Origin of the sequence: Rhodococcus sp. BH5, from assembly GCF_027583855.1 — a bacterium.
GTDB lineage: Bacteria > Actinomycetota > Actinomycetes > Mycobacteriales > Mycobacteriaceae > Rhodococcus_F > Rhodococcus_F qingshengii.
Map to the genome: position 1 here is coordinate 811,690 of NZ_JAJHVW010000001.1, position 19,799 is coordinate 831,488.

16 protein-coding genes are annotated in these 19,799 nt (G+C 63.6%); 5 read left to right on the plus strand and 11 right to left on the minus strand.

Annotation, left to right across the window (positions count from 1 at the left end):
- Positions 1 to 96: 96 nt before the first annotated feature.
- The 5 genes from coaD to RhoBH5_RS03710 all read right to left on the minus strand — a co-directional run bounded on the left by coaD (position 97) and on the right by RhoBH5_RS03710 (position 8,720).
- A complete protein-coding gene (gene coaD / locus RhoBH5_RS03690) occupies positions 97 to 591 on the minus strand; it encodes a pantetheine-phosphate adenylyltransferase (protein WP_003942776.1) in 495 nt (164 codons plus the stop codon).
- Positions 588 to 1,154, minus strand: a complete 567-nt coding sequence (gene rsmD, locus RhoBH5_RS03695) for a 16S rRNA (guanine(966)-N(2))-methyltransferase RsmD (protein ID WP_030535425.1) — start codon at positions 1,152 to 1,154, stop codon at positions 588 to 590. The genes coaD and rsmD overlap by 4 nt, the downstream gene beginning before the upstream one ends.
- The gene (locus tag RhoBH5_RS03700) at positions 1,151 to 4,555 is read right to left on the minus strand and encodes a pyruvate carboxylase (RefSeq protein WP_270007958.1); all 3,405 of its coding nucleotides are present in this window, start codon (positions 4,553 to 4,555) and stop codon (positions 1,151 to 1,153) included. The genes rsmD and RhoBH5_RS03700 overlap by 4 nt, the downstream gene beginning before the upstream one ends.
- A 120-nt stretch (positions 4,556 to 4,675) precedes the next feature.
- A complete protein-coding gene (gene recG / locus RhoBH5_RS03705; RefSeq protein ID WP_003942757.1) occupies positions 4,676 to 6,937 on the minus strand; it encodes an ATP-dependent DNA helicase RecG in 2,262 nt (753 codons plus the stop codon).
- Between the two features lie 73 nt (positions 6,938 to 7,010).
- Entirely contained in the window at positions 7,011 to 8,720 is a 1,710-nt protein-coding gene (locus RhoBH5_RS03710) for a DAK2 domain-containing protein (RefSeq protein ID WP_054187765.1), read from the minus strand.
- 333 nt (positions 8,721 to 9,053) lie between these two features.
- Between RhoBH5_RS03710 and rpmB the strand changes: the two genes are divergently transcribed.
- Complete coding sequence (rpmB, locus tag RhoBH5_RS03715; protein ID WP_003942669.1) at positions 9,054 to 9,245, plus strand: 50S ribosomal protein L28; 192 nt, start codon at positions 9,054 to 9,056, stop codon at positions 9,243 to 9,245.
- A gap of 159 nt (positions 9,246 to 9,404) precedes the next feature.
- Positions 9,405 to 10,199: an enoyl-CoA hydratase-related protein gene (locus RhoBH5_RS03720; protein WP_042450830.1), complete on the plus strand. Its 795-nt coding sequence runs from the start codon at positions 9,405 to 9,407 to the stop codon at positions 10,197 to 10,199.
- Between the two features lie 66 nt (positions 10,200 to 10,265).
- Here RhoBH5_RS03720 and RhoBH5_RS03725 read toward each other — a convergent pair whose 3' ends face one another.
- From RhoBH5_RS03725 to RhoBH5_RS03735, 3 genes are read right to left on the minus strand one after another with little or no spacing between them, the layout of a single operon-like run.
- Positions 10,266 to 10,937, minus strand: coding sequence for a uracil-DNA glycosylase (locus RhoBH5_RS03725; RefSeq protein ID WP_042450832.1), 672 nt, complete (start codon positions 10,935 to 10,937; stop codon positions 10,266 to 10,268).
- On the minus strand, positions 10,937 to 11,458 hold the full coding sequence (locus RhoBH5_RS03730) for a gamma carbonic anhydrase family protein (protein ID WP_042450835.1): 522 nt from the start codon (positions 11,456 to 11,458) through the stop codon (positions 10,937 to 10,939). Before RhoBH5_RS03730 ends, RhoBH5_RS03725 begins: the two co-directional genes overlap by 1 nt.
- A 9-nt stretch (positions 11,459 to 11,467) precedes the next feature.
- A complete protein-coding gene (locus tag RhoBH5_RS03735; RefSeq protein ID WP_211920394.1) occupies positions 11,468 to 12,517 on the minus strand; it encodes a thiamine-phosphate kinase in 1,050 nt (349 codons plus the stop codon).
- 77 nt (positions 12,518 to 12,594) lie between these two features.
- On the opposite strand from RhoBH5_RS03735, the gene RhoBH5_RS03740 reads away from it, so the two are divergent.
- Positions 12,595 to 13,287 carry a DUF3515 domain-containing protein gene (locus RhoBH5_RS03740; protein ID WP_003942765.1) on the plus strand — a complete coding sequence of 231 codons (693 nt, stop codon included), beginning with the start codon at positions 12,595 to 12,597 and terminating at the stop codon, positions 13,285 to 13,287.
- Here the strand turns inward: RhoBH5_RS03740 and RhoBH5_RS03745 are convergent, their stop codons facing one another.
- From RhoBH5_RS03745 to RhoBH5_RS03755, 3 genes are all read right to left on the minus strand, one after another.
- Entirely contained in the window at positions 13,288 to 14,394 is a 1,107-nt protein-coding gene (locus RhoBH5_RS03745) for a D-alanine--D-alanine ligase family protein (protein WP_042450837.1), read from the minus strand.
- A gap of 71 nt (positions 14,395 to 14,465) precedes the next feature.
- Complete coding sequence (locus RhoBH5_RS03750; protein WP_270007959.1) at positions 14,466 to 15,617, minus strand: cystathionine gamma-lyase; 1,152 nt, start codon at positions 15,615 to 15,617, stop codon at positions 14,466 to 14,468.
- Positions 15,614 to 16,612 carry an NAD(P)H-dependent glycerol-3-phosphate dehydrogenase gene (locus RhoBH5_RS03755; RefSeq protein ID WP_030535420.1) on the minus strand — a complete coding sequence of 333 codons (999 nt, stop codon included), beginning with the start codon at positions 16,610 to 16,612 and terminating at the stop codon, positions 15,614 to 15,616. The genes RhoBH5_RS03750 and RhoBH5_RS03755 overlap by 4 nt, the downstream gene beginning before the upstream one ends.
- A gap of 126 nt (positions 16,613 to 16,738) precedes the next feature.
- Between RhoBH5_RS03755 and cofC the strand changes: the two genes are divergently transcribed.
- Together cofC and RhoBH5_RS03765 are read left to right on the plus strand one after the other, a co-directional pair.
- Positions 16,739 to 17,488, plus strand: coding sequence for a 2-phospho-L-lactate guanylyltransferase (gene cofC / locus RhoBH5_RS03760; protein WP_080552786.1), 750 nt, complete (start codon positions 16,739 to 16,741; stop codon positions 17,486 to 17,488).
- Positions 17,489 to 17,539: 51 nt separating this feature from the next.
- On the plus strand, positions 17,540 to 19,783 hold the full coding sequence (locus RhoBH5_RS03765) for an RNA degradosome polyphosphate kinase (protein WP_270007960.1): 2,244 nt from the start codon (positions 17,540 to 17,542) through the stop codon (positions 19,781 to 19,783).
- Positions 19,784 to 19,799 lie beyond the last annotated feature (16 nt).

The following is a 19,799-nucleotide window of genomic DNA, read 5'->3' on the forward strand; positions in this document are numbered from 1 at the left end:
ACATCGTCACCGGTCCACTCGGACCTGTGCCCGTTCCTGTCCAAGTTTGCCGGAAGAACGGCCAACGGGGTGTCGTCGTGGTCGGTGTGTCGGGGATCAGCTGTTTTCGGCTGCTCGCTCGGCGATACGTGCGAGTAGCCGAGAATGCACTTTGGCCGGCAACATGTCGGAGACGTCGCCGCCGAAAGTCGCGACTTCCTTCACCAGAGAACTCGACAGGTAGCTGTACGTCGGATTCGTGGCGACGAACAGTGTGTCGACGCCCGTGAGCTTCTGATTCATCTGAGCCATCTGCAGCTCGTAATCGAAGTCGTTCGCGCCGCGCAGACCCTTGACGATCGCGCTGAGACCTTCTTGTTTCGCGTAGTCGACCAACAATCCGTGCCACGACGTGACGCGAACATTCGGCAGGTGACTCGTCGCGTCTTCGAGCATCTCGATCCGCTCGTCGATCGTGAACATGCCACGCTTGCTCTTGTTGATCAGCACGGTGACCACGACCTCGTCGAATTGCGCAGCAACTCTTCCGATTACGTCGAGGTGACCGTTGGTCACAGGGTCGAAGGATCCGGGGCAGACGGCGCCAGTCATGAGTCCAGACCGTAGCAGGTGGCCAGCTCGATGCGGGCTTCACCGTAGTTCTTGGCCTTGATCGGCTCGTAGCCCTGAGGCCACACGGTCTCCGGCGAGCGCGACGATCGTTCGAGTACCACGATCGTGCCCTCCCCCACCCATTTGTTGGCCTGCAGATCGGTGAGCATGGACACGACGGCCTCGTCGGTCACCGCATACGGTGGGTCCGCGATCACGATGTCGTATTCACGCGCGCTCGGACCCGAGACCACGGCCGCAACCGGAGCGGCGCGAACCGTCGCCCCAGGCAACGCGACAGTGCCGATGTTCGCCTTGATGACGGCAGCAGCCTTGGCATCCGATTCCACGAGAACAACGTGCTCGGCTCCCCGCGAGAGCGCCTCGAGGCCGAGAGCACCCGAACCCGCAAAGAGGTCGAGAACCGCGCACCCTTCGAGATCGATGCGCGCTTCGAGAGCACTGAACAGCGCCTCACGAACCCGATCCGACGTCGGACGGGTGCCGCTCGGCGGGACTCGCAGGCGTCGACCGCCCGCGAGTCCCGAGATGATGCGTGTCACTCTGCGGCGCTCTCCCCCGTCGAGACGACTACCAGCAGGTCTCCGCCCTCGACCTGTTGGACGGCGCTGATCGCGATCCGAGAGACGACGCCGGCGCGCGGCGAGGTGATCGCCGCTTCCATCTTCATTGCTTCGATCGTGGCCACGGTGTCGCCGGCCTCGATCTTCTGGCCTTCCTTCACCGCGAGCGTCACGACGCCCGCGAACGGTGCAGCCACGTGGCCCGGGTTGTTCTTGTCGGCCTTCTCCGCCACCGGTACGTCACTGGCAATGGAGCGATCGCGGATCGAGACCGGGCGCAATTGGCCGTTCAGGATGCACATGACAGTGCGGTAGCCGCGCTCGTCGGGCTCGGAGATCGCTTCGAGACCGATGATCAGCTCAACGCCGGGAGCCAACTCGACGCGGTGTTCGTCGCCGCGCCGCAAACCGTAGAAGAACTGGTTCGCCGAAAGCCGCGACGTGTCACCGTACTTCTCGCGGTGTTCGAGGAATTCCTTTGTCGGGCCGGGGAACAGCAGACGATTCAGCGTCGCCTGACGGTCCTTCGACGAGCCCTCGAGCAGCACCTCGTCCTCAGCGGACAACGTCGCTTCGGGCTTGGCCTGGCCACGTCCTTCGAGTGCCTTGCTGCGGAACGGTTCCGGCCAACCACCGGGAGGCGTACCGAGTTCACCGCGCAGGAAGCCCACCACGGAGTCGGGAATGTCGAACTTCGCCGGATCTGCGGCAAACTCCTCCGAAGGCACGCCGGCGCCGACAAGGTGGAGGGCGAGGTCGCCGACGACCTTCGACGACGGCGTCACCTTCACGAGATGCCCGAGCATGCGGTCCGCGTCGGCGTACTTGGCTTCGACCTCTTCGAACCGGTCGCCGAGACCGAGAGCAACGGCCTGGGTCCGGAGATTGGAGAGCTGGCCGCCCGGCATCTCGTGCGTGTACACACGTCCCGTCGGCGCCGGCAGTCCGGATTCGAACGGCGCGTACACCTTTCGCAGCGCCTCCCAGTACGGTTCGAGGTCGCACACGTTCTGCAGGTTCAGTCCGGTGTCGAACTCGGAGTGCGCAGCGGCGGCAACGATGGCCGAGAGCGCAGGCTGACTGGTGGTTCCGGCCAGTGCCGCCGAAGCACCGTCGACTGCGTCGGCGCCCGCCTGCCACGCGGCGAAATACGTGGCCAACTGTCCACCGGGGGTGTCATGCGTGTGGACGTGAACCGGAAGATCGAAGTTGCTGCGTAGCGCCGTCACGAGCTTGGTGGCCGCCGGAGCGCGCAGCAGGCCCGCCATGTCCTTGATCGCGAGCACGTGAGCGCCCGCATCGACGATCTCTTCTGCCAACTTCAGGTAGTAGTCGAGCGTGTACAGCGTTTCGTTCGGATCCGACAGATCGCCGGTGTAGCTCAACGCCACCTCGGCGAGGGCCGTTCCGGTCTCACGCACCGCGTCGATGGCAGGGCGCATCTGGTCGACGTTGTTGAGCGCGTCGAAGATTCGGAAGATGTCGATGCCGGTGTCGGTGGCTTCCTGAACGAATGCGCGCGTGACCTTTTCGGGATACGGCGTGTAGCCCACCGTGTTTCGACCGCGAAGAAGCATCTGGAGGCAGATGTTGGGAATCGCCTCGCGCAATGCGGCAAGCCGGTACCACGGATCCTCGTGCAGGAAGCGAAGTCCCACATCGTAGGTCGCGCCGCCCCAGGCTTCGATCGAGAGCAGTTCCGGCGTCAACCGCGCAACGTGCCCGGCAACTCCGAGCAGTCCGCTGGTTCGAACTCGCGTGGCCAACAACGACTGGTGCGCGTCACGGAAGGTGGTGTCGGTGACGCCGACGGCCTTCTGCTCACGCAGTGCCTTCGCGAAACCTTCGGGTCCGAGTTCGAGCAGGCGCTGACGGCTACCGGCAGGAGGGGGTGTCGAAAGATCGATCTTGGGCAGCTTGTCCTGCGGGTACACCGCCGAGGGACGCTCCCCGTGCGGCTTGTTGACAGTCACATCCGCGAGGTAGGTCAGGATCTTCGTGCCGCGGTCTGCCGAAGAACGCAGAGTCAACAACTGAGGACGTTCCTCGATGAAGGAGGTTGTCACGCGTCCGGCCCGGAAGTCCGGGTCGTCGAGAACCGCCTGCAGGAACGGAATGTTGGTCGAGACACCACGAATGCGGAACTCGGTGACCGCGCGGCGAGCTCGCGCCACAGCGGCTTCTAGGTCGCGACCGCGACAAGTGAGTTTGACCAGCATGGAATCGAAGTACGCTCCGACCTCGGCGCCGAGTGTGGCGCCACCGTCCAAGCGGATACCGGCTCCGCCCGGGGTGCGGTACGCGGTGATACGGCCGGTGTCCGGGCGGAATCCGTTTGCCGGATCCTCGGTCGTGATGCGGCACTGCAGCGCCGCGCCGCGAAGCTTGATCGTCTCTTGTGACAGACCAAGTTCTGCAAGCGTCGAACCGGACGCGATCTTGAGCTGCGACTGGACCAGGTCCACGTCCGTCACTTCTTCGGTGACGGTGTGCTCGACCTGAATTCGCGGGTTCATCTCGATGAAGACGTGGTTGCCGCGCTTGTCGAGAAGGAACTCGACGGTGCCCGCGCACGTGTATCCGATCTCCTTCGCGAAGGCGACGGCGTCGGCACAGATCTTGGCGCGCAACTCTTCCGAGAGATTGGGCGCCGGAGCGAGCTCGATCACCTTCTGGTGGCGACGTTGCAGCGAGCAGTCACGCTCGAAGAGGTGGATGACGTTGCCCTGCTCGTCGGCGAGGATCTGCACTTCGATGTGCCGGGGGTCGATGACGGCCTGCTCGAGGAAGACCGTCGAATCGCCGAAGGCCGATTCCGCTTCGCGTGCTGCGGCTTCGATCGATTCCTTGAGCTGTGAGCGCTCCGCAACGCGGCGCATTCCGCGCCCACCGCCGCCTGCGACAGCCTTGACGAAGAGCGGGAAGGTCATGTCCTCGGCGGCTGCGAGCAACTCGTCGATGTCCGCTGACGGCTCCGAAGACGCGAGCACCGGGAGACCGGCGGCCTTTGCCGCTGCGATGGCCCGAGCCTTGTTTCCGGTCAACTCGAGGATCTCGGCGGACGGGCCGACGAACTTGATGCCTGCCTCGGCACACGCCGCCGACAAGTCCGGGTTCTCGGAGAGGAAGCCGTAACCGGGGTAGATGGCGTCGGCTCCGGCGCTCTTGGCGGCGGCGACGATTTCCTCGACCGAGAGATACGCGCGAACGGGGTGACCCTTCTCCCCGATCTGGTAGCTCTCGTCTGCCTTGAGACGGTGGATCGAATTCCGATCCTCGTACGGGAACACCGCGACGGTTCCGGCACCTAGTTCGTAGGCGGCGCGGAAGGCACGGATCGCAATTTCGCCGCGGTTCGCGACGAGCACTTTGGAGAACATTCGAGAAAACTACCCCGATTTCATCTTGCGTCTACATGCGGAGTCTCATATTTCGGACTGAATCGAGAAACCAACCCGGCGGTCCTCGTGCTATTCGATTTCAGCTTGTCGTCATACCCTTCACGACTTCTCGAGGTACTCGATCCGGTCGGAGTCCAGGGCAGCGGTCACCATGGAAGCGAGGGCGGGATGACCGTCGAGCGACGGATCGGAGTCGACGATTCCCTGAGCGAACTCCCTGGCGGACTCGAGGATGTCTCCATGGGCCATGAGGGAAAGCAGCCGCAGATTCGAGGTTGTGCCCGACTGCGCCGCACCGAGGATGTCTCCTTCACGTCTGGTCGCGAGGTCGAGTTGAGCCAGTTCGAACCCGTCGTTGGTCGCTGCCACCGCCGAGAGCCGCTCGTACGCCGGTCCCCCGGGATTGCTTCCGGTGACGAGGATGCACAGTCCCTGATGTTTCCCTCGACCGACGCGGCCACGCAACTGATGGAGCTGACTGACGCCGAACCTCTCGGCGTCGACGATCACCATCACCGTCGCGTTCGGAACGTCGACACCGACTTCGACAACGGTCGTACAGACGAGGACGTCGATGTCACCGACGTTGAACGCGCTCATCACCACGTCCTTTTCGTCGGAAGGCAGTCGACCGTGCAGCAACCCGACTCGCAGATCGGCCAGCGGACCACTCGACAGCTCTTCGAAGACGTCAACCGCCGACTTGGTCTCGGGCTGCTTCTCCTCGGTGAACTGATCTTCGCCTGCACCCTGCTCGCCGTCACCGATCCGCGAGCACACGACATACGCCTGACGGCCGTCGGCGACGTCCTCACGGATTCGTTCCCATGCGCGATCGACCCACTGCGGCTTCTGCTTCGCGGGCACGACACTGCTCTTGATCGGGGTTCGCCCACGTGGAAGCTCTCGCAGGGTCGAGACCTCGAGGTCGCCGAGCACGGTCATGGCGATGGTTCGCGGAATCGGCGTTGCCGTCATCACCAGCAGATGCGGACTCAGTCCTTCACGGGCACGTGATCGCAACTGATCACGTTGCTCGACGCCGAAGCGGTGTTGCTCGTCGACGACAACCATGCCGAGGTTGAAGAACTCGACGTTGTCCTGAATGAGCGCATGGGTACCGATGACGATCCCGGCGTCGCCGGTCACGGCTTCGAGCAGAGCTGCGCGCTTCGCAGCGACTGGCAGCGAGCCGGTAAGAAGGGCGATACGGGTGGAATGTTCGGCAGAACCGAGTTCACCACCTGCAGCCAGCGAGCCCATCATCTTGCGCAGTGATCGCGCGTGCTGATTTGCCAGGACCTCGGTGGGTGCGAGCAACGCGCACTGATAACCCGCATCGACGACCTGCAGCATCGCGCGCAGAGCCACGATCGTCTTGCCTGACCCGACCTCGCCCTGAAGAAGGCGGCTCATCGGGTGTGGGCGGGCAAGGTCGGTGGAGATCTCCTCCGCGACTGCTTGCTGTCCCTCCGTCAGAGTGAACGGGAGCATCTCCTCGAACTGGTCCGCGATCCCGCCGGCGACCGGAGCGCAGGCCGGAGCCACACGCTCGGAATTGTCGTGACGACGCATCGCGAGGACCAACTGCAGAGACAGCGCCTCGTCGAAACGCAGACGATCCTGTGCTCGTTCGATGTCTTCCTTGGTATCTGGCAGGTGAACGGTGCGCAGCGCCTCGTCCAAACCGATGAATCCGTGCTCGGCCCGAGTCTCGGCGGGCAACGGCTCCTCGATCGGATCGAGTTGGTCGAGCACTTGCCGCACGCACCGCATGATGGTCCAGCTCTCGACCTCGCGGGTCGCCGGGTACAGCGGGATCAATGCGCGGTCGAAGACGGACAGATCGAGTTCGGCGCCGGGATCCTGATTTGCGCGAGCCAGGCCCGCAAGGTCACCGGCTCCCTTGATGGACGCAAGCGGAACTACCGAATCCTCTTCGCCGACACGAGGTTCCGGGAGAATCAGGTAGCTCGGATGAGTGAGAGACCACTTGCCGCGGAAGTACTTCACCGTCCCGGAGAACATCGCCCGAACGCCGGGCTTGATGACGTGCCGCACCTTCTGCGGGTTGAAGAACGTGACGTCCACGGTCTGCGAATCAGTCGCCAGCGATACTCGCAACATCTGCCCCGGACGGTTCTTCATCTTCACGACGGCGGCCGACGCCACACGCGCGATGATGGTGATGTGCTCACCCTCGGGCGGCTCCTTCTCGGCAAGTTCCTTGCCTGCCGACGCGTACCGGTGTGGGTAGTGACGCAGCAGGTCCTCGACGGTGCGGATCTCGAATGCCTCGTCGAGCGCGTCCGCGGTCTTCTTTCCCAGCAGCCGATCGAGTGGGTCGGCGAGCGTCGCCATCAGTTCCTCCAGCACAGTGTCGCGGTAAGCACATGTGTTCGTATATCAGCAGTCACCGACAGACCCGGTTCGATCACTCCACACCCAACTGGAACAGGTCACCCGGCTGATCACCCTGATAGACGAGCACGTCGACGCCCGGGTGGTGCGCGATGACGTGCGCCTCGAGCTGCCCGGCCAGGTCGTCCGGCGCGTCTGCGCCCATGAGTAGGGTCACGAGTTCGCCACCGGATCCGAGCGCAAGGTCGACCAGTCGCGCACTCGACTCCGCGACGTCGGGACCGATGAGCACCACCTCGTGCCCCATCAGACCGATCGCGTCACCCGGATCACATGTCCCGACGTAGGTCAGCGAACGCTCGACCGCGATCCGCAACGATCCCCAGCGCGTGGCGGCCGCCGCCTCGGACATCGTGAAGCCGTCGTCGGCGACGTTGCGCTGAGGGTCGTGAACGGCAAGTGCTGCCAAGCCCTGGACCATCGACGACGTCGACAGCAGCAGAACCTGGTGAAGCGGATCGCGTGCAGCGGCACTGACTGCGACGAGTTCCTGAGCGGTCAAAGCTCCGTTCGGAAGCACCAGAACTTCGCTGCGTTCCATCTGACGAATGCGGCCGAGCAGTTGTGCGCGTGTCACCGGCGCATCGTCGCACCGAAGAACCGTCGCACCCTCACTCTCGAACAACGCCGCCGCGCTGTCACCGGCAACGACGGCCAGTACGCCGCGCGCGCCGGCCCCGGGGAATCGCCTCTCCGCCCGTGCCACCAACTGGTCGCGTTCGTCGACGAGAAAACTGCTGATGCGAATACCGTGCACCTTCCCGGCCTCGAGGCCGGCTTCCACGGCTGCACCGGCATCGCAGCAATGCACGTGCACCGACCAGCCGCCGAAACCGTCGCTGACGATGACCGTCGAATCTCCGAGGACGGACAGCCGCGTGCGCAGCGCCGTCATGCGATCGTCGTCGGAGTCGTCGACGAGGTACATGACCTCGAAATCCTGTTCCGAGTGATCACCACATTCGATCGGGCTCTTGTGAGCCCAATCGTGATCGAATGCGCTGACGTCGACAACTGCGCTCGACCTCGGGTCCGGCGTCCCCAGATCTTCGCGAACCTGCGGCTTCCCGGTCAGCACCTCGACAAAAGCGTCGAGGATCAGAACCAGACCGAATCCCCCGGCATCGACCACCCCGGCGGACGCGAGAACGTCCAGTTGCTCCGGCGTCTTGTTCAGTGCGACCGCAGCGGCGTCGGCAGCGGCGGCAACCACGGATGCAAGATCCTCGCCGCTCGGTGTCCTGGTGTCGACGCACTCCTGCGCTGCTTCTCCCGATGCGCGCAATACCGTGACGATGGTGCCTTCCACCAGATCGGAGACAGCCCGAGAGGCCAGCGTCGTCGCCGTGGTCAGCGAGTTCGCGAAGCTACGGCCGTCGATGTGCTCACCTTGAACGCTCTCGGCGATGCCCCGGATCACCTGGGAGAGGATCACTCCGGAATTACCGCGAGCACCGGACACGGCGCCCCGAGCCAGAGCGTTGGCGACGCGGCCCGCACTGCGGACGTCGTCCTCGATCGTCTCGGCGGAATCGAGTGCAGCCCGCATCGTGAACAGCAGATTGGTGCCGGTATCCGAATCAGGGATGGGAAAGACGTTGAGGCTGTTGATCTCACCGCGACGTTTCTGGAGGCTGTCGACCGCCCGGCGGGCCCAGCGCCGCAGCAGATGTCCGTCCGCGACGGATTCCGCTTCCTCGGCGACGCGTTGCACTTCCCCCACTGACGGTTCCCCTCGACGATGGAAAGACTGACGATGAAAAAGAGATCGGTGATCGGTGCAGTCGAGGGTAGTCCGACGCTTCTGCGCAACCGTCATTACCGGGCGGTTTGGCCATTCGGGCCGGAAGCGGTTACTCTTACACGGTTGCCTCGAACGGGCTACACGAAATAATGCTGCACTTTGTTTGTTGCTGATTGACTGTTTTCACGTTCGACTGCACAGTGAGCGGTCAAGGATCGGTTCGAAGTCGAGTATATTCGGATTGTAATTCTGGCTGCCCTACCGTGTAGGGTAACCACTTCAATATTCATTTCTAACAAGGAGTTCGCGACTATGGCTGCCGTCTGCGACGTATGCGCCAAGGGGCCCGGCTTCGGTAAGTCGGTCTCGCACTCGCACCGGCGTACCAATCGTCGCTGGAACCCGAACATTCAGTCTGTTCGTACCGAGGTTGCCCCGGGTAACACCCGTAAGGTCAACGTGTGCACCTCCTGCCTGAAGGCAGGCAAGGTCGCTCGGGGCTGATTGCCCGAGCACAAACTATTGCAGGCTCTGCCCCCGTCACTTCGGTGACGGGGGCAGAGCTGTATCTATGTGGCTGTATCTATGTGGCTGTATCTATGTGGCTGTATCTATGTGTCCCCGTGTTTCGCATGGCTGTCCGACACCCGTAATGTGCGTTGAGTGACTTCCATCGATGACCTGAGCAAAGTGACCCTCGACGAGGGCGTACTCCGCATCACCATTTCCACCGCCGCCAACGGCACCTCCCTCGACGACGAAGGACTGGTTCAGGGCGCGCAGGCGCTCGAGACAGTCGGAAACGACATCGGGAGCATCCTTCTGGTCGGCGAAGGCGCAAACTTCTGTGCCGGCGGCAACGTCCGTGCGTTCGCCGCAGCCCCTGACCGCGGCGAGTACGTCGCCGAGGTTGCCCGCGTCTTCCACGTGTTCGTTCGCGCGCTCGACGCTGCGACCGCTCCAGTGGTGGCCGGGGTCCACGGATGGGCTGCCGGCGCCGGAATGAGCCTGGTCTGCCTCGCCGACGTCGCAATCGGCGGCACCGGCACCAAGCTTCGCCCCGCGTACCCCTCCATCGGTTTCACCCCGGACGGCGGAATGTCGTGGACGCTTCCACGCATCGTCGGCGTGGCACGCGCTCGCGAGATTCTTCTCAACGATTCGGTGATCGGTGGCGACGAAGCCGTCCGCCTGGGGATCCTCACCCGACTCGTCGGCGACGACGAGGTCCAAGAAGAGGCAGCTCGCCTCGCCCGCGCTCTGGCCAACGGACCGAGTACGTCGTACTCGGGAATCAAAGCACTGCTGCGTTCGTCGCGGACGAACTCGCTCGCCGAGCAACTCGACGCCGAAGCCGCGTCCATCGCCATCGCAGCGAACAGCCCGATCGGACGCGAGGGCGTCGACGCGTTCGTCGACAAGCGTCGGCCCGATTTCACTTCCGCAAAGCAGGGCTAGTCGAACTGCCGTGCCGAACGTCGCGACTCGACGTTCGGCAGGCCGGTTCGTGCAGACACCGTTCGATCAGCCCAGATTCCAGTCGACCGGATCGGCTCCGAGTCCGGTCAAGAGTTCGTTCGCACGACTGAAGGGGCGCGAACCGAAGAAGCCACGCGAGGCCGAAAGCGGTGACGGGTGCGCGGATTCGATGATCGGTGTGTCGCCGAGCATCGGCGCGAGAGTGGCCGCGTCACGACCCCACAAGATCGCCACCATCGGCGACGACCGCGCGACCAGAGCGCGGATAGCCTGCTCGGTCACCGGCTCCCAGCCCTTCTTACGATGAGAAGCGGCTTGACCCGGCTGCACGGTGAGAACGCGATTGAGAAGCAGCACACCTTGTTTCGACCACGGCGTCAGATCGCCGTTCGGCGGTATCGGCAACCCGAGATCCTGGTGATACTCCTTGTAGATGTTGCCGAGACTTCGCGGAACCGGCCGCACGTCCGGTGCAACCGAAAAGCTCAACCCGACAGCGTGACCGGGCGTCGGATAAGGGTCCTGACCGACGATGAGCACTCGAACGTCCTCGAAAGGGTTCGTGAACGCACGCAAGACGTTCTCCCCCGCCGGTAGGTACTCCCGTCCCGCAGCGATCTCTTCGCGCAAGAACTTACCCATCGCGGTGATCTGCTCCGACACCGGTTCGAGTGCTCGCGCCCACCCTGGGTCGACGATCTCTGCAAGCGGCGCCATCAGTCGAGCCTGCGCAACGCGTCGCGGTAGTACGCCGCATTGGCTGCGTACATCTTGACGTTGCCGTCGAGGTGACCGAGCGGAACCTCGTATCCCGCACGGACCTTGGCGGGGACACCGAGTGCCATGCTGCGCGGCGGAACCTGCATCTTGTTGGCCACCACCGCACCAGCGGCGACGATCGACCCCGTCCCGATCACCGTTCCGTTGAGAACAACTGACCCCGACGCGATCAGGCAATGGTCCTCGATGGTCGATCCCTCGATGTGCGCGTTGTGGCCCACGACGCAACCGGAACCGATGACAGTCGCATCGACGGCGGTGCAATGGATGACGGTTCCGTCCTGGATGTTCGATCCGATTCCCACCGAAATGGTTCCGTAGTCACCACGCAATACCGCTTGCGGCCAGATCGAGGTACCCGATGCGAGAGTCACGGCGCCGATCACCACCGCGTCCGGGTGGACGTATGCGTCCGGATGAATGTCCGGAACTCTGTCTCCAAGTGCGTATACAGCCATGAAAGCAACCTATACCGCGGTGGTACCGGTGGTCGAAAAGCTGTGCCAGCCCCCGCCGCTCTCGCGAAGCGAACCGTCGACGCTCACGCCCGAACCGGCGGCAACCTCACCGATCACGATCCAACCCGACGGAATCTCGACCTCAGGCCCGAAAGTTGCTGCAAATCCGTGATCTTCACCACCGGAGAGGATCCAGTCCAGCGGATCGACGTCGAGCGCCTCGGCCGCCGATGCGACATCCGGTGAGGTCGGAACCGCAGCCGAGAAGATGTCGAACCGCACGTGCGAGGCCTCTGCGAGATGTCGAAGGTCCGCGATCAATCCGTCGGACACGTCCGTCATGGAATGTGCTGATTCTGCGGCGTCCCATGCCGATTGATACGGCGGATTCGGAACGCGATGGGAGGCAAGCAAATCTGGAAAGTTTGCGGGCTTGTCGAGCAGTACGGCTTCGTCGAGCAGTAGTGCCAACCCTGCTGCCGAGCAACCGAACAACCCGGCGACCGCGATCTTGTCACCGATCTTTGCTCCCGAACGCAGAACTGCCGCACGGCCACCGAGATCGCCGAGCACGGTCACCGACACCACGATCACCGGTGACTGGACCAGGTCACCGCCGACCACACCGGCACCCAGATCGGTTGCCGCGTCCCAGATTCCCGCGGAGATTGCGTCGACCACGTCGACGGGTGTCGAAGGCGGGCACCCCAGAGACACCGTGAAGGCCGTCGGCCGCGCTCCCATCGAGACCACATCAGCAGCGTTCTGTGCCACTGCCTTCCGGCCGATGTCGCGTGGTGAAGACCAATCCATTCGGAAATGTCGACCTTCGACCAACATGTCGGACGAGACAACCACACGGCCGTCTCCGGAAGTCACGATGGCGGCATCGTCACCCGGCCCCAATTCAGTGGTGACCGGTTGGATTCGGCCGAGAAGAGATCGCGCGATCACGTCGAACTCCCCCACCTGCTCGACAGTGGGCTCCGACCCGAACTCCGATGATGCAGTGAACTCCGATGATGCAGTGAACTCCGATGATGCGATGAGTCTCTCCAATGCCGACGCAATTCGCTCGTAAGCGGCCTGCGGTACCTTCTAGCTGTGGTCGTGAATGCTTCTGCAAGCTCACGCGTGTGTCGGCAATCCTACCGATTCACCGACATGCTCTCAGAAGTGACAAGACCGCTGATCGACTGGACCAGGACCCGAGCGAAGAACTGAGCATGGCAGAAAACACCTCCACCGCAGACAACGCCGACATCGACCCCGACGGCGACGACGATCCGTCAGAGCGCCGCAGTCCGGCGCTGATCGCCACCGCCATCGCACTCCCGGTAGCCCTGATCGTCGGAGTAGTGATCGCGGCCGTCGTCGCGGGAAACAACCCTGAACTCTCGCCGGTTGCATTGGGACCCGTGCCGGCACCGGCAGCGGAGTCGCCGGCCTGCGTTTCCCTTCTCGGCGCGCTCCCCGACAAGATCGACGACTTCACGAAAGCCGAATTGGTAGAACCTGCTCCGGCCGGTGCGGCAGCGTGGCAGCGCAGCGAAGGAGAGCCGATCGTCTTGCGCTGCGGACTCGACCGTCCGTCCGAGTTCGACCAGGCTGCAGCACTACAGGTCGTGAACGGTGTCCAGTGGTTCCAGGTCTCGGGAACCGACATCGGTTTGGCGGCGAGCACTTGGTTTGCCGTAGACCGCGGTGAATACATCGGTATCACGATCCCCGACGGGACCGGTCCGACGCCGATTCAGGAAATCTCCGACACCATCACGGCGACTCTCGAACAGAAGCCTCTCGACCCGGCGCCGGTCGCGGTTCCCTGATCAGCGAAGGCCGGTGCCGCGAGCGACGGCGGTGTCGACCAGAGTCGAAATCAAAGTGCGGTAATCGATTCCGGTGGCGTTCCACATCTTCGGGTACATCGAGATGGAAGTGAACCCGGGCATCGTGTTGATCTCGTTGATCACCGGGCCGTCAGCCGTGACGAAGAAATCGACCCGCGAGAGTCCCTGGCAATCGAGTGCCTTGAACGCGCGGACAGCAAGCTCCCTGATCTGGTCGCTCACCGACTCGTCGAGTTTCGCGGGGATGTCGAATTCACAGACGTCGTCGAGGTACTTGGTGTCGAAGTCGTAGAACGCGTCCGAATCGGCGTCGGAATCCGGCATCCGGATCTCGGCGACCACACTCGCCTTGACGTCGCCGTTCGGGAATTCGAGGACGCCGCATTCCACCTCGCGGCCGATGATCGCGCCTTCGACGATCACCTTGGGATCATGCAGGCGTGCATGAGCGATCGCCCCGTCCAGACCGTCCCAATTGCTCACCCGAGTGATGCCGATGGACGAGCCTCCACGAGCGGGCTTGACGAAAACCGGAAGGCCCAATTCCGCCTTCTGCTCTTCGGTCAGCGTTGCGGTTCCCGGTCGAAGCACGACCTGCACTCCAACGGGAAGTCCTTCAGCAGCAAGAAGCTTCTTCGTGAACTCTTTGTCCATGCCGGCGGCGCTGGCCAGAACTCCGGGTCCGACGTACGGAACCCCGGCAAGTTCGAGCAGACCCTGAATCGTGCCGTCTTCGCCGTAAGCCCCATGAAGAACGGGGAACACGACGTCGACCGACGCGAGCACAGCACCGGCGTCGGAGCCGTCGAAGGAGATGACCTCGCCCTCGCGGGTGGGGTCCGCGCTGAGGACCACCGACGTTCCGTCTTTGTCGACCGACGGCAGCGCGCGCCCGCTGATCGCGAGGGAGCTGGGGTCGCTCGAACCGAGCACCCAGGAACCGTCGACGGTGATGCCGATCGGTACGACGTCGTACCGATCGGGGTCGAGGTTGCTCAGGACGCTTCCGGCGGAAACACAGGACACTGAATGCTCATTGCTCCGGCCACCGAAGATCACGGCCACGCGGGTACGACTGCTGTTCACGCGTCAAACCGTACCGCCGAATCGACTGCGGCACGCGATCGGGCCGGACCGATTTCGTCGACCCGGCCCGTTTACGCGTCGAGTGCGCTCTCGATGTCGGCCAGGAGATCGGCGGTGTCCTCGATGCCACAAGCGATTCGGACAAACCCCGCACTGACCGGATCGCCCCAGCGCGCACGGCGATCCGCCGTCGTGTGGATCCCGCCGAAGCTGGTAGCAGCCGTGACGAGAGCGCTCGCTTCGACGAACGAGTGGAATGCCTGAGCCGAATCCAACTCGACGCTCACCAATCCACCGAATCGATTCATCTGACCGGATGCCGTTGCATAGGACGGGTCACCGCGAAGGCCGGGGTAACGAACGGACCGGACTGCTTTGTGATCCACCAACATCTCGGCAAGCGCCAGCGCGTTGTCGCACTGACGCCCGAATCGCAGGCCTGCCGTGCCGAGACTCCGGTGCGCAAGCCACGTCTCGAAGGGGCCGAGCACCGTTCCCGAGAGAAGTCGCTCACGCTCGATTTGCCGACTCACCGCCGTATCGGAGGTGGCGACGTAACCCATCAGGAGGTCACTGTGCCCGCTGAGAGCCTTGGTACCGCTGGCCACCACGACGTCGGCACCCAATTCGAGCGGGCGCTGACCCAGCGGTGTCGCGGTCGTGTTGTCGACGATCAGCAGCGCACCCGAACGGTGGCACACGTCGGCGAGCACGCGAAGGTCGACCACGTCCAGCACCGGGTTGGACGGCGTCTCGGCGACGACGACCACGCGGCCCGGTGACGCGTCGAGCAGATCTATGAAGCTCGCGTCGCCCATCTGCAGAGTCGAAACCTCGCGAACGGTGATTCCCAACGGCGCGAGGCGCTCGTTCGCGTACAACCGCACTTGGTAATACCCGTCCGAGGGCACGACGACGGTATCCCCCGCGACGAGGACGCTGCGCAAGGTAGCGGTGATCGCGGACATCCCCGATCCCATGACGAGGGCGTGGTCCGCTCTCTCGAGCGCCGCGAGCGCGGATTCGAGTCCGCGCCAACCCGGGTTCGATGCACGTGCATAGGTATCGGACTCGGAACCTTCGTCCGCCGAAAGTTGGTACGGCGCAGCGAATATCGGGCCCAGTTGCATGGGCTGACCCGCGGCGTGTTCGCGCGCGACGGCGCTCACGCTGCGCGTCGAATCCCCGTAATCCTCGAAGCGACCCACACCGATTTCACTCATTCCGGCTTCGTCCGGCGTCCGAGCAACTGACCGATCGCATCGCTGACGGCCATGCCTTCGTGGCACACCCGGTGGACCGCGTCGGTCAACGGCATCTCCACGTCGTATCCGGCAGCGAGTGCGCGTACCGACGTGCACGACTTCACGCCCTCGGCGACCTGACCGTTGGTTGCCTTCTGTGCCGACTCCATCGACCCGCCTCGTCCGAGCCGCTCTCCGAACGTCCGGTTTCGCGACAACTCGGACGTGCAGGTCGCTACCAGGTCACCGACGCCCGCCAAGCCTGCAAGAGTCGACGCCTTGGCGCCGAGCGCAACGCCGAGACGAATCGTCTCGGCGAGCCCACGGGTGATGATGCTGGCAACCGTGTTGTCGCCGAATCCACTGCCGGCGGCCATGCCGCAGGCCAGCGCGATCACGTTCTTACACGCACCACCGATCTCGCATCCGATGACGTCGGAGTTGGTGTACGGCCTGAAATAGCCGGTAGCACAAGCATCCTGGAGAGCGAGGGCACGCGAGGAATCCGAACAGGCGATCACCGTCGCCGCGGGCTGCCCGCCGGCGATCTCGTGTGCAAGGTTCGGGCCCGAGAGCACCGCGACGCGCCCCGGTTCCACGCCGGTCACCGACACGATGACCTGGCTCATGCGCATGAGCGTCCCGGTCTCGATTCCCTTGGCCAGACTCAGCAGAGTCGCATCGGGTCCGATCGAGCCTTTCCACTGCTCCAGGTTTGCTCGTAGCGACTGCGAGGGAACCGCCAGCACGATGAAGTCAGCACCTGCCATCGCCTCCTCGTGGTGGTGGGTCGCGCGAATCGACGAAGGCAAAGCAATGCCTGGCAGATAGTCGCTGTTCTCGTGCGTGGTGTCGATGCGCTTCGCGACCTCTTCACGCCTGGCCCACATCGTCACGTCGGTTCCGGCCTCGGCCATCACCTTCGCCAACGCCGTTCCCCACGAACCTGCGCCCAATACAGCTGCCTTACTCACACGCTCACCCCGTCTACCCGGCGAAGCGGGTCGCCGCCAGAAAAATCGTCTGCACAGAGTATCGCCTGTGGTGCACTGCGGTGGGCAGCCGCGGACACCGAGCGTGATGACTGGCAAGATCGAGGGATGGACAGCGCGGAACCCCCGTACCCACACGCCGTGGAGACACCGCATGCGCGCACGGAGATCGAACGCCCCATGCATGCGATAGTGGCCGTCAAGTCCTTGAGATCGGCCAAGTCCCGCCTCGCGGGCGAACTCGACTCGGACGCGCGTGCAGACCTCGTGTTGGCCATGCTTCACGACACCCTCGCCACAGTTGCAGCCGTCTCGGCCATCGACAGCGTCACAGTGGTCACCCCAGACCCCACCGTTGCCGCCCTTGCATATTCCGTCGGCGTGACGGTCTACGCCGATCCAGCTCCCGACGGCGCCCGAACCAACGGCGCAACACCGCGCACGGAGGAAACCCTCAACGCGGCGTTGAGTGCAGCGGCCGCCGATATCCGAGCCAAGCGCGGAGTGGTCGACCTCGTTGTGCTGCAAGCCGACTTGCCCGCCATGCAACCGAGCGAACTGACGGAGGCCGTGGCCGCGGCCCGAAGCGGCGGACGTTCAGTCGTCGTCGATCACCACGGCACCGGCACTTCCGCATTGTTTGCGTGCGGCGAAAGCGCACTCGACCCTCGGTTCGGGCCGGAATCCGCACTTGGACATGCCAATTCAGGTGCTCGTCCACTCAATGGCCAATGGCCGGGACTGCGCACCGACGTCGACACCCATGCCGATCTCGGCACTGTGAGAGCACTGGGAGTAGGCCCCGCGACATCGGCTTCGTTGACCAGACTCAAGGCCACGCCGTCGAACAGTCGATGAATTTTCTTTCATCGATTGTCGGACCGCGCGATTGTGGGGGATGATCGACGAGTGAGCAATGGCGAAGCACTCGAAAACCGTATTTCCGAAGACCAGTCGGACGGAGACCACAGCTCCGGCCGCCACGAGAACGGCGCGGCCACCTCGCCGCGATCTCAGGCCGTCGCGGTCGCCACCAACATCCCGGGCGCTCCCCCTGCAGCTACCAAGGCAGAGCTACCCGAATTGCTCGTCGGACTTCCCGAGGATCGTTACCTCAACCGCGAACTCAGCTGGCTCGATTTCAATGCCCGTGTTCTCGCATTGGCCGCCGACGAGTCACTGCCGTTGCTCGAACGCGCAAAGTTCCTCGCCATCTTCGCTTCCAATCTCGACGAATTTTTCATGGTCCGGGTCGCCGGACTCAAGCGCCGCGACGAGACGGGACTGTCGGTCAGGTCCGCCGACGGCCTCTCCCCACGCGAACAATTGGCGCTCATCGCGCGTCGCACCCAGGAACTCGCCGACAAGCACGCGCACGTGTTTCTCGACTCGGTCCGCCCTGCCCTGGCGGCAGAAGGCATTTCAATCGTTCGATGGGCCGACCTCAGCGCCGACGATCACGGCCGACTCTCGGCGCATTTCCACGAGCAGGTCTTCCCGGTACTGACGCCGTTGGCAGTCGATCACGCTCACCCGTTTCCCTACATCAGCGGACTGAGCCTCAACCTCGCCGTGACGGTGAAGGACTCCGTCACCCGCGGCGAACACTTCGCTCGCGTCAAGGTTCCCGACAACGTCGGCCGGTTCGTGCGAGTCAAGAGCACGACATCTTCGTCCACCATCGATTCTTTCCTCCCGATGGAAGAACTGATTTCGGCTCATCTGGACGTGCTGTTCCCTGGAATGGAAATCGTCGAACATCACGCTTTCCGAATCACACGCAACGCCGATTTCGAGGTCGAAGAAGATCGGGACGAGGATCTGCTGCAGGCACTCGAACGTGAATTGGCGCGTCGTCGTTTCGGTTCACCCGTTCGCCTCGAAGTTGCCGACGACATGACCGAGCACATGCTCGAACTGCTTCTGCGTGAACTCGACGTCGATCCGGCCGACGTGATCGAGGTTTCCGGTCTCCTCGACTTGTCCTGCCTCTGGCAGGTTTACGCCGTCGACCGCCCCGCTCTCAAAGACGCTCCGTTCGTCCCGGCGACGCATCCTGCGTTCGGTGAACGCGAGACTCCGAAGAGCGTGTTCTCGACCCTGCGCGAAGGCGACGTGCTCGTCCACCACCCATACGACTCGTTTTCCACAAGCGTTCAACGCTTCATCGAACAGGCCGCCGCCGACCCGCAGGTGCTCGCGATCAAGCAGACCCTGTACCGCACTTCCGGCGACTCCCCCATCGTCAATGCACTGATCGACGCCGCCGAAGCGGGCAAGCAGGTTGTCGCGCTGGTGGAGATCAAGGCCCGCTTCGACGAGCAGGCCAACATCAAGTGGGCACGCAAACTCGAGCAGGCCGGCGTTCACGTCGTCTACGGTCTCGTCGGTCTCAAGACTCACTGCAAGACGTGCCTCGTCGTCAGACGAGAGGGCTCGACCATTCTTCGTTACTGCCACATCGGCACGGGCAACTACAACCCGAAGACCGCGCGCATGTACGAGGACGTCGGATTGCTCACCGCAGCACCGGAGATCGGTGCAGACCTCACCGACCTCTTCAACTCGCTGACCGGATACTCCCGAAAGACGAGCTACCGCAACCTTCTCGTAGCGCCGTACGGGGTTCGCCGCGGGATCATCGAGCGGATCGACAACGAGATCGCTCACAAGCTCGCAGGCCGCGATGCCGGTATCCGCTTGAAGGCCAACGCATTGGTCGACGAGCAGGTCATCGACGCGTTGTACCGCGCATCCAAGGCCGGTATCCCCGTCGAGATCGTGGTTCGCGGAATCTGCGCGCTCAAGCCGGGCGTTCCCGGCCTCAGCGAAAACATCGAAGTACGTTCCATTCTCGGACGCTTCCTCGAACACTCGCGAATGTTCCATTTCCGCTCGGCCGACGAATTCTGGATCGGCAGCGCAGACATGATGCACCGCAACCTCGATCGCCGCGTCGAGGTCATGGTGCAGGTCAAGGACCCGAAACTGTCGAAGCAACTCGGTGACATCTTCGACTCCGCGCTCGATCCCCGAACTCGCTGCTGGGTACTGCATCCGGACGGGAGTTGGGTCGCTGCCCCCGAACGCGGTGAGGACGTACGTGAGCATCAACAGTCGTTGATGCGCAGCCGCACCGCCAGCGGGTCTTGACGGGCTCGGATCACAC

What these genes read in the sequence shown, in the direction of transcription:
- rpmB (WP_003942669.1), top strand. Translation starts at nt 9,054, where the DNA reads ATGGCTGCCGTCTGCGACGTATGCGCCAAGGGGCCCGGCTTCGGTAAG.
- RhoBH5_RS03750 (WP_270007959.1), bottom strand. Translation starts at nt 15,617, where the DNA reads ATGAGTGAAATCGGTGTGGGTCGCTTCGAGGATTACGGGGATTCGACG.
- RhoBH5_RS03725 (WP_042450832.1), bottom strand. Translation starts at nt 10,937, where the DNA reads ATGGCGCCGCTTGCAGAGATCGTCGACCCAGGGTGGGCGCGAGCACTC.
- coaD (WP_003942776.1), bottom strand. Translation starts at nt 591, where the DNA reads ATGACTGGCGCCGTCTGCCCCGGATCCTTCGACCCTGTGACCAACGGT.
- RhoBH5_RS03730 (WP_042450835.1), bottom strand. Translation starts at nt 11,458, where the DNA reads ATGGCTGTATACGCACTTGGAGACAGAGTTCCGGACATTCATCCGGAC.
- recG (WP_003942757.1), bottom strand. Translation starts at nt 6,937, where the DNA reads ATGGCGACGCTCGCCGACCCACTCGATCGGCTGCTGGGAAAGAAGACC.
- RhoBH5_RS03700 (WP_270007958.1), bottom strand. Translation starts at nt 4,555, where the DNA reads ATGTTCTCCAAAGTGCTCGTCGCGAACCGCGGCGAAATTGCGATCCGT.
- cofC (WP_080552786.1), top strand. Translation starts at nt 16,739, where the DNA reads ATGGACAGCGCGGAACCCCCGTACCCACACGCCGTGGAGACACCGCAT.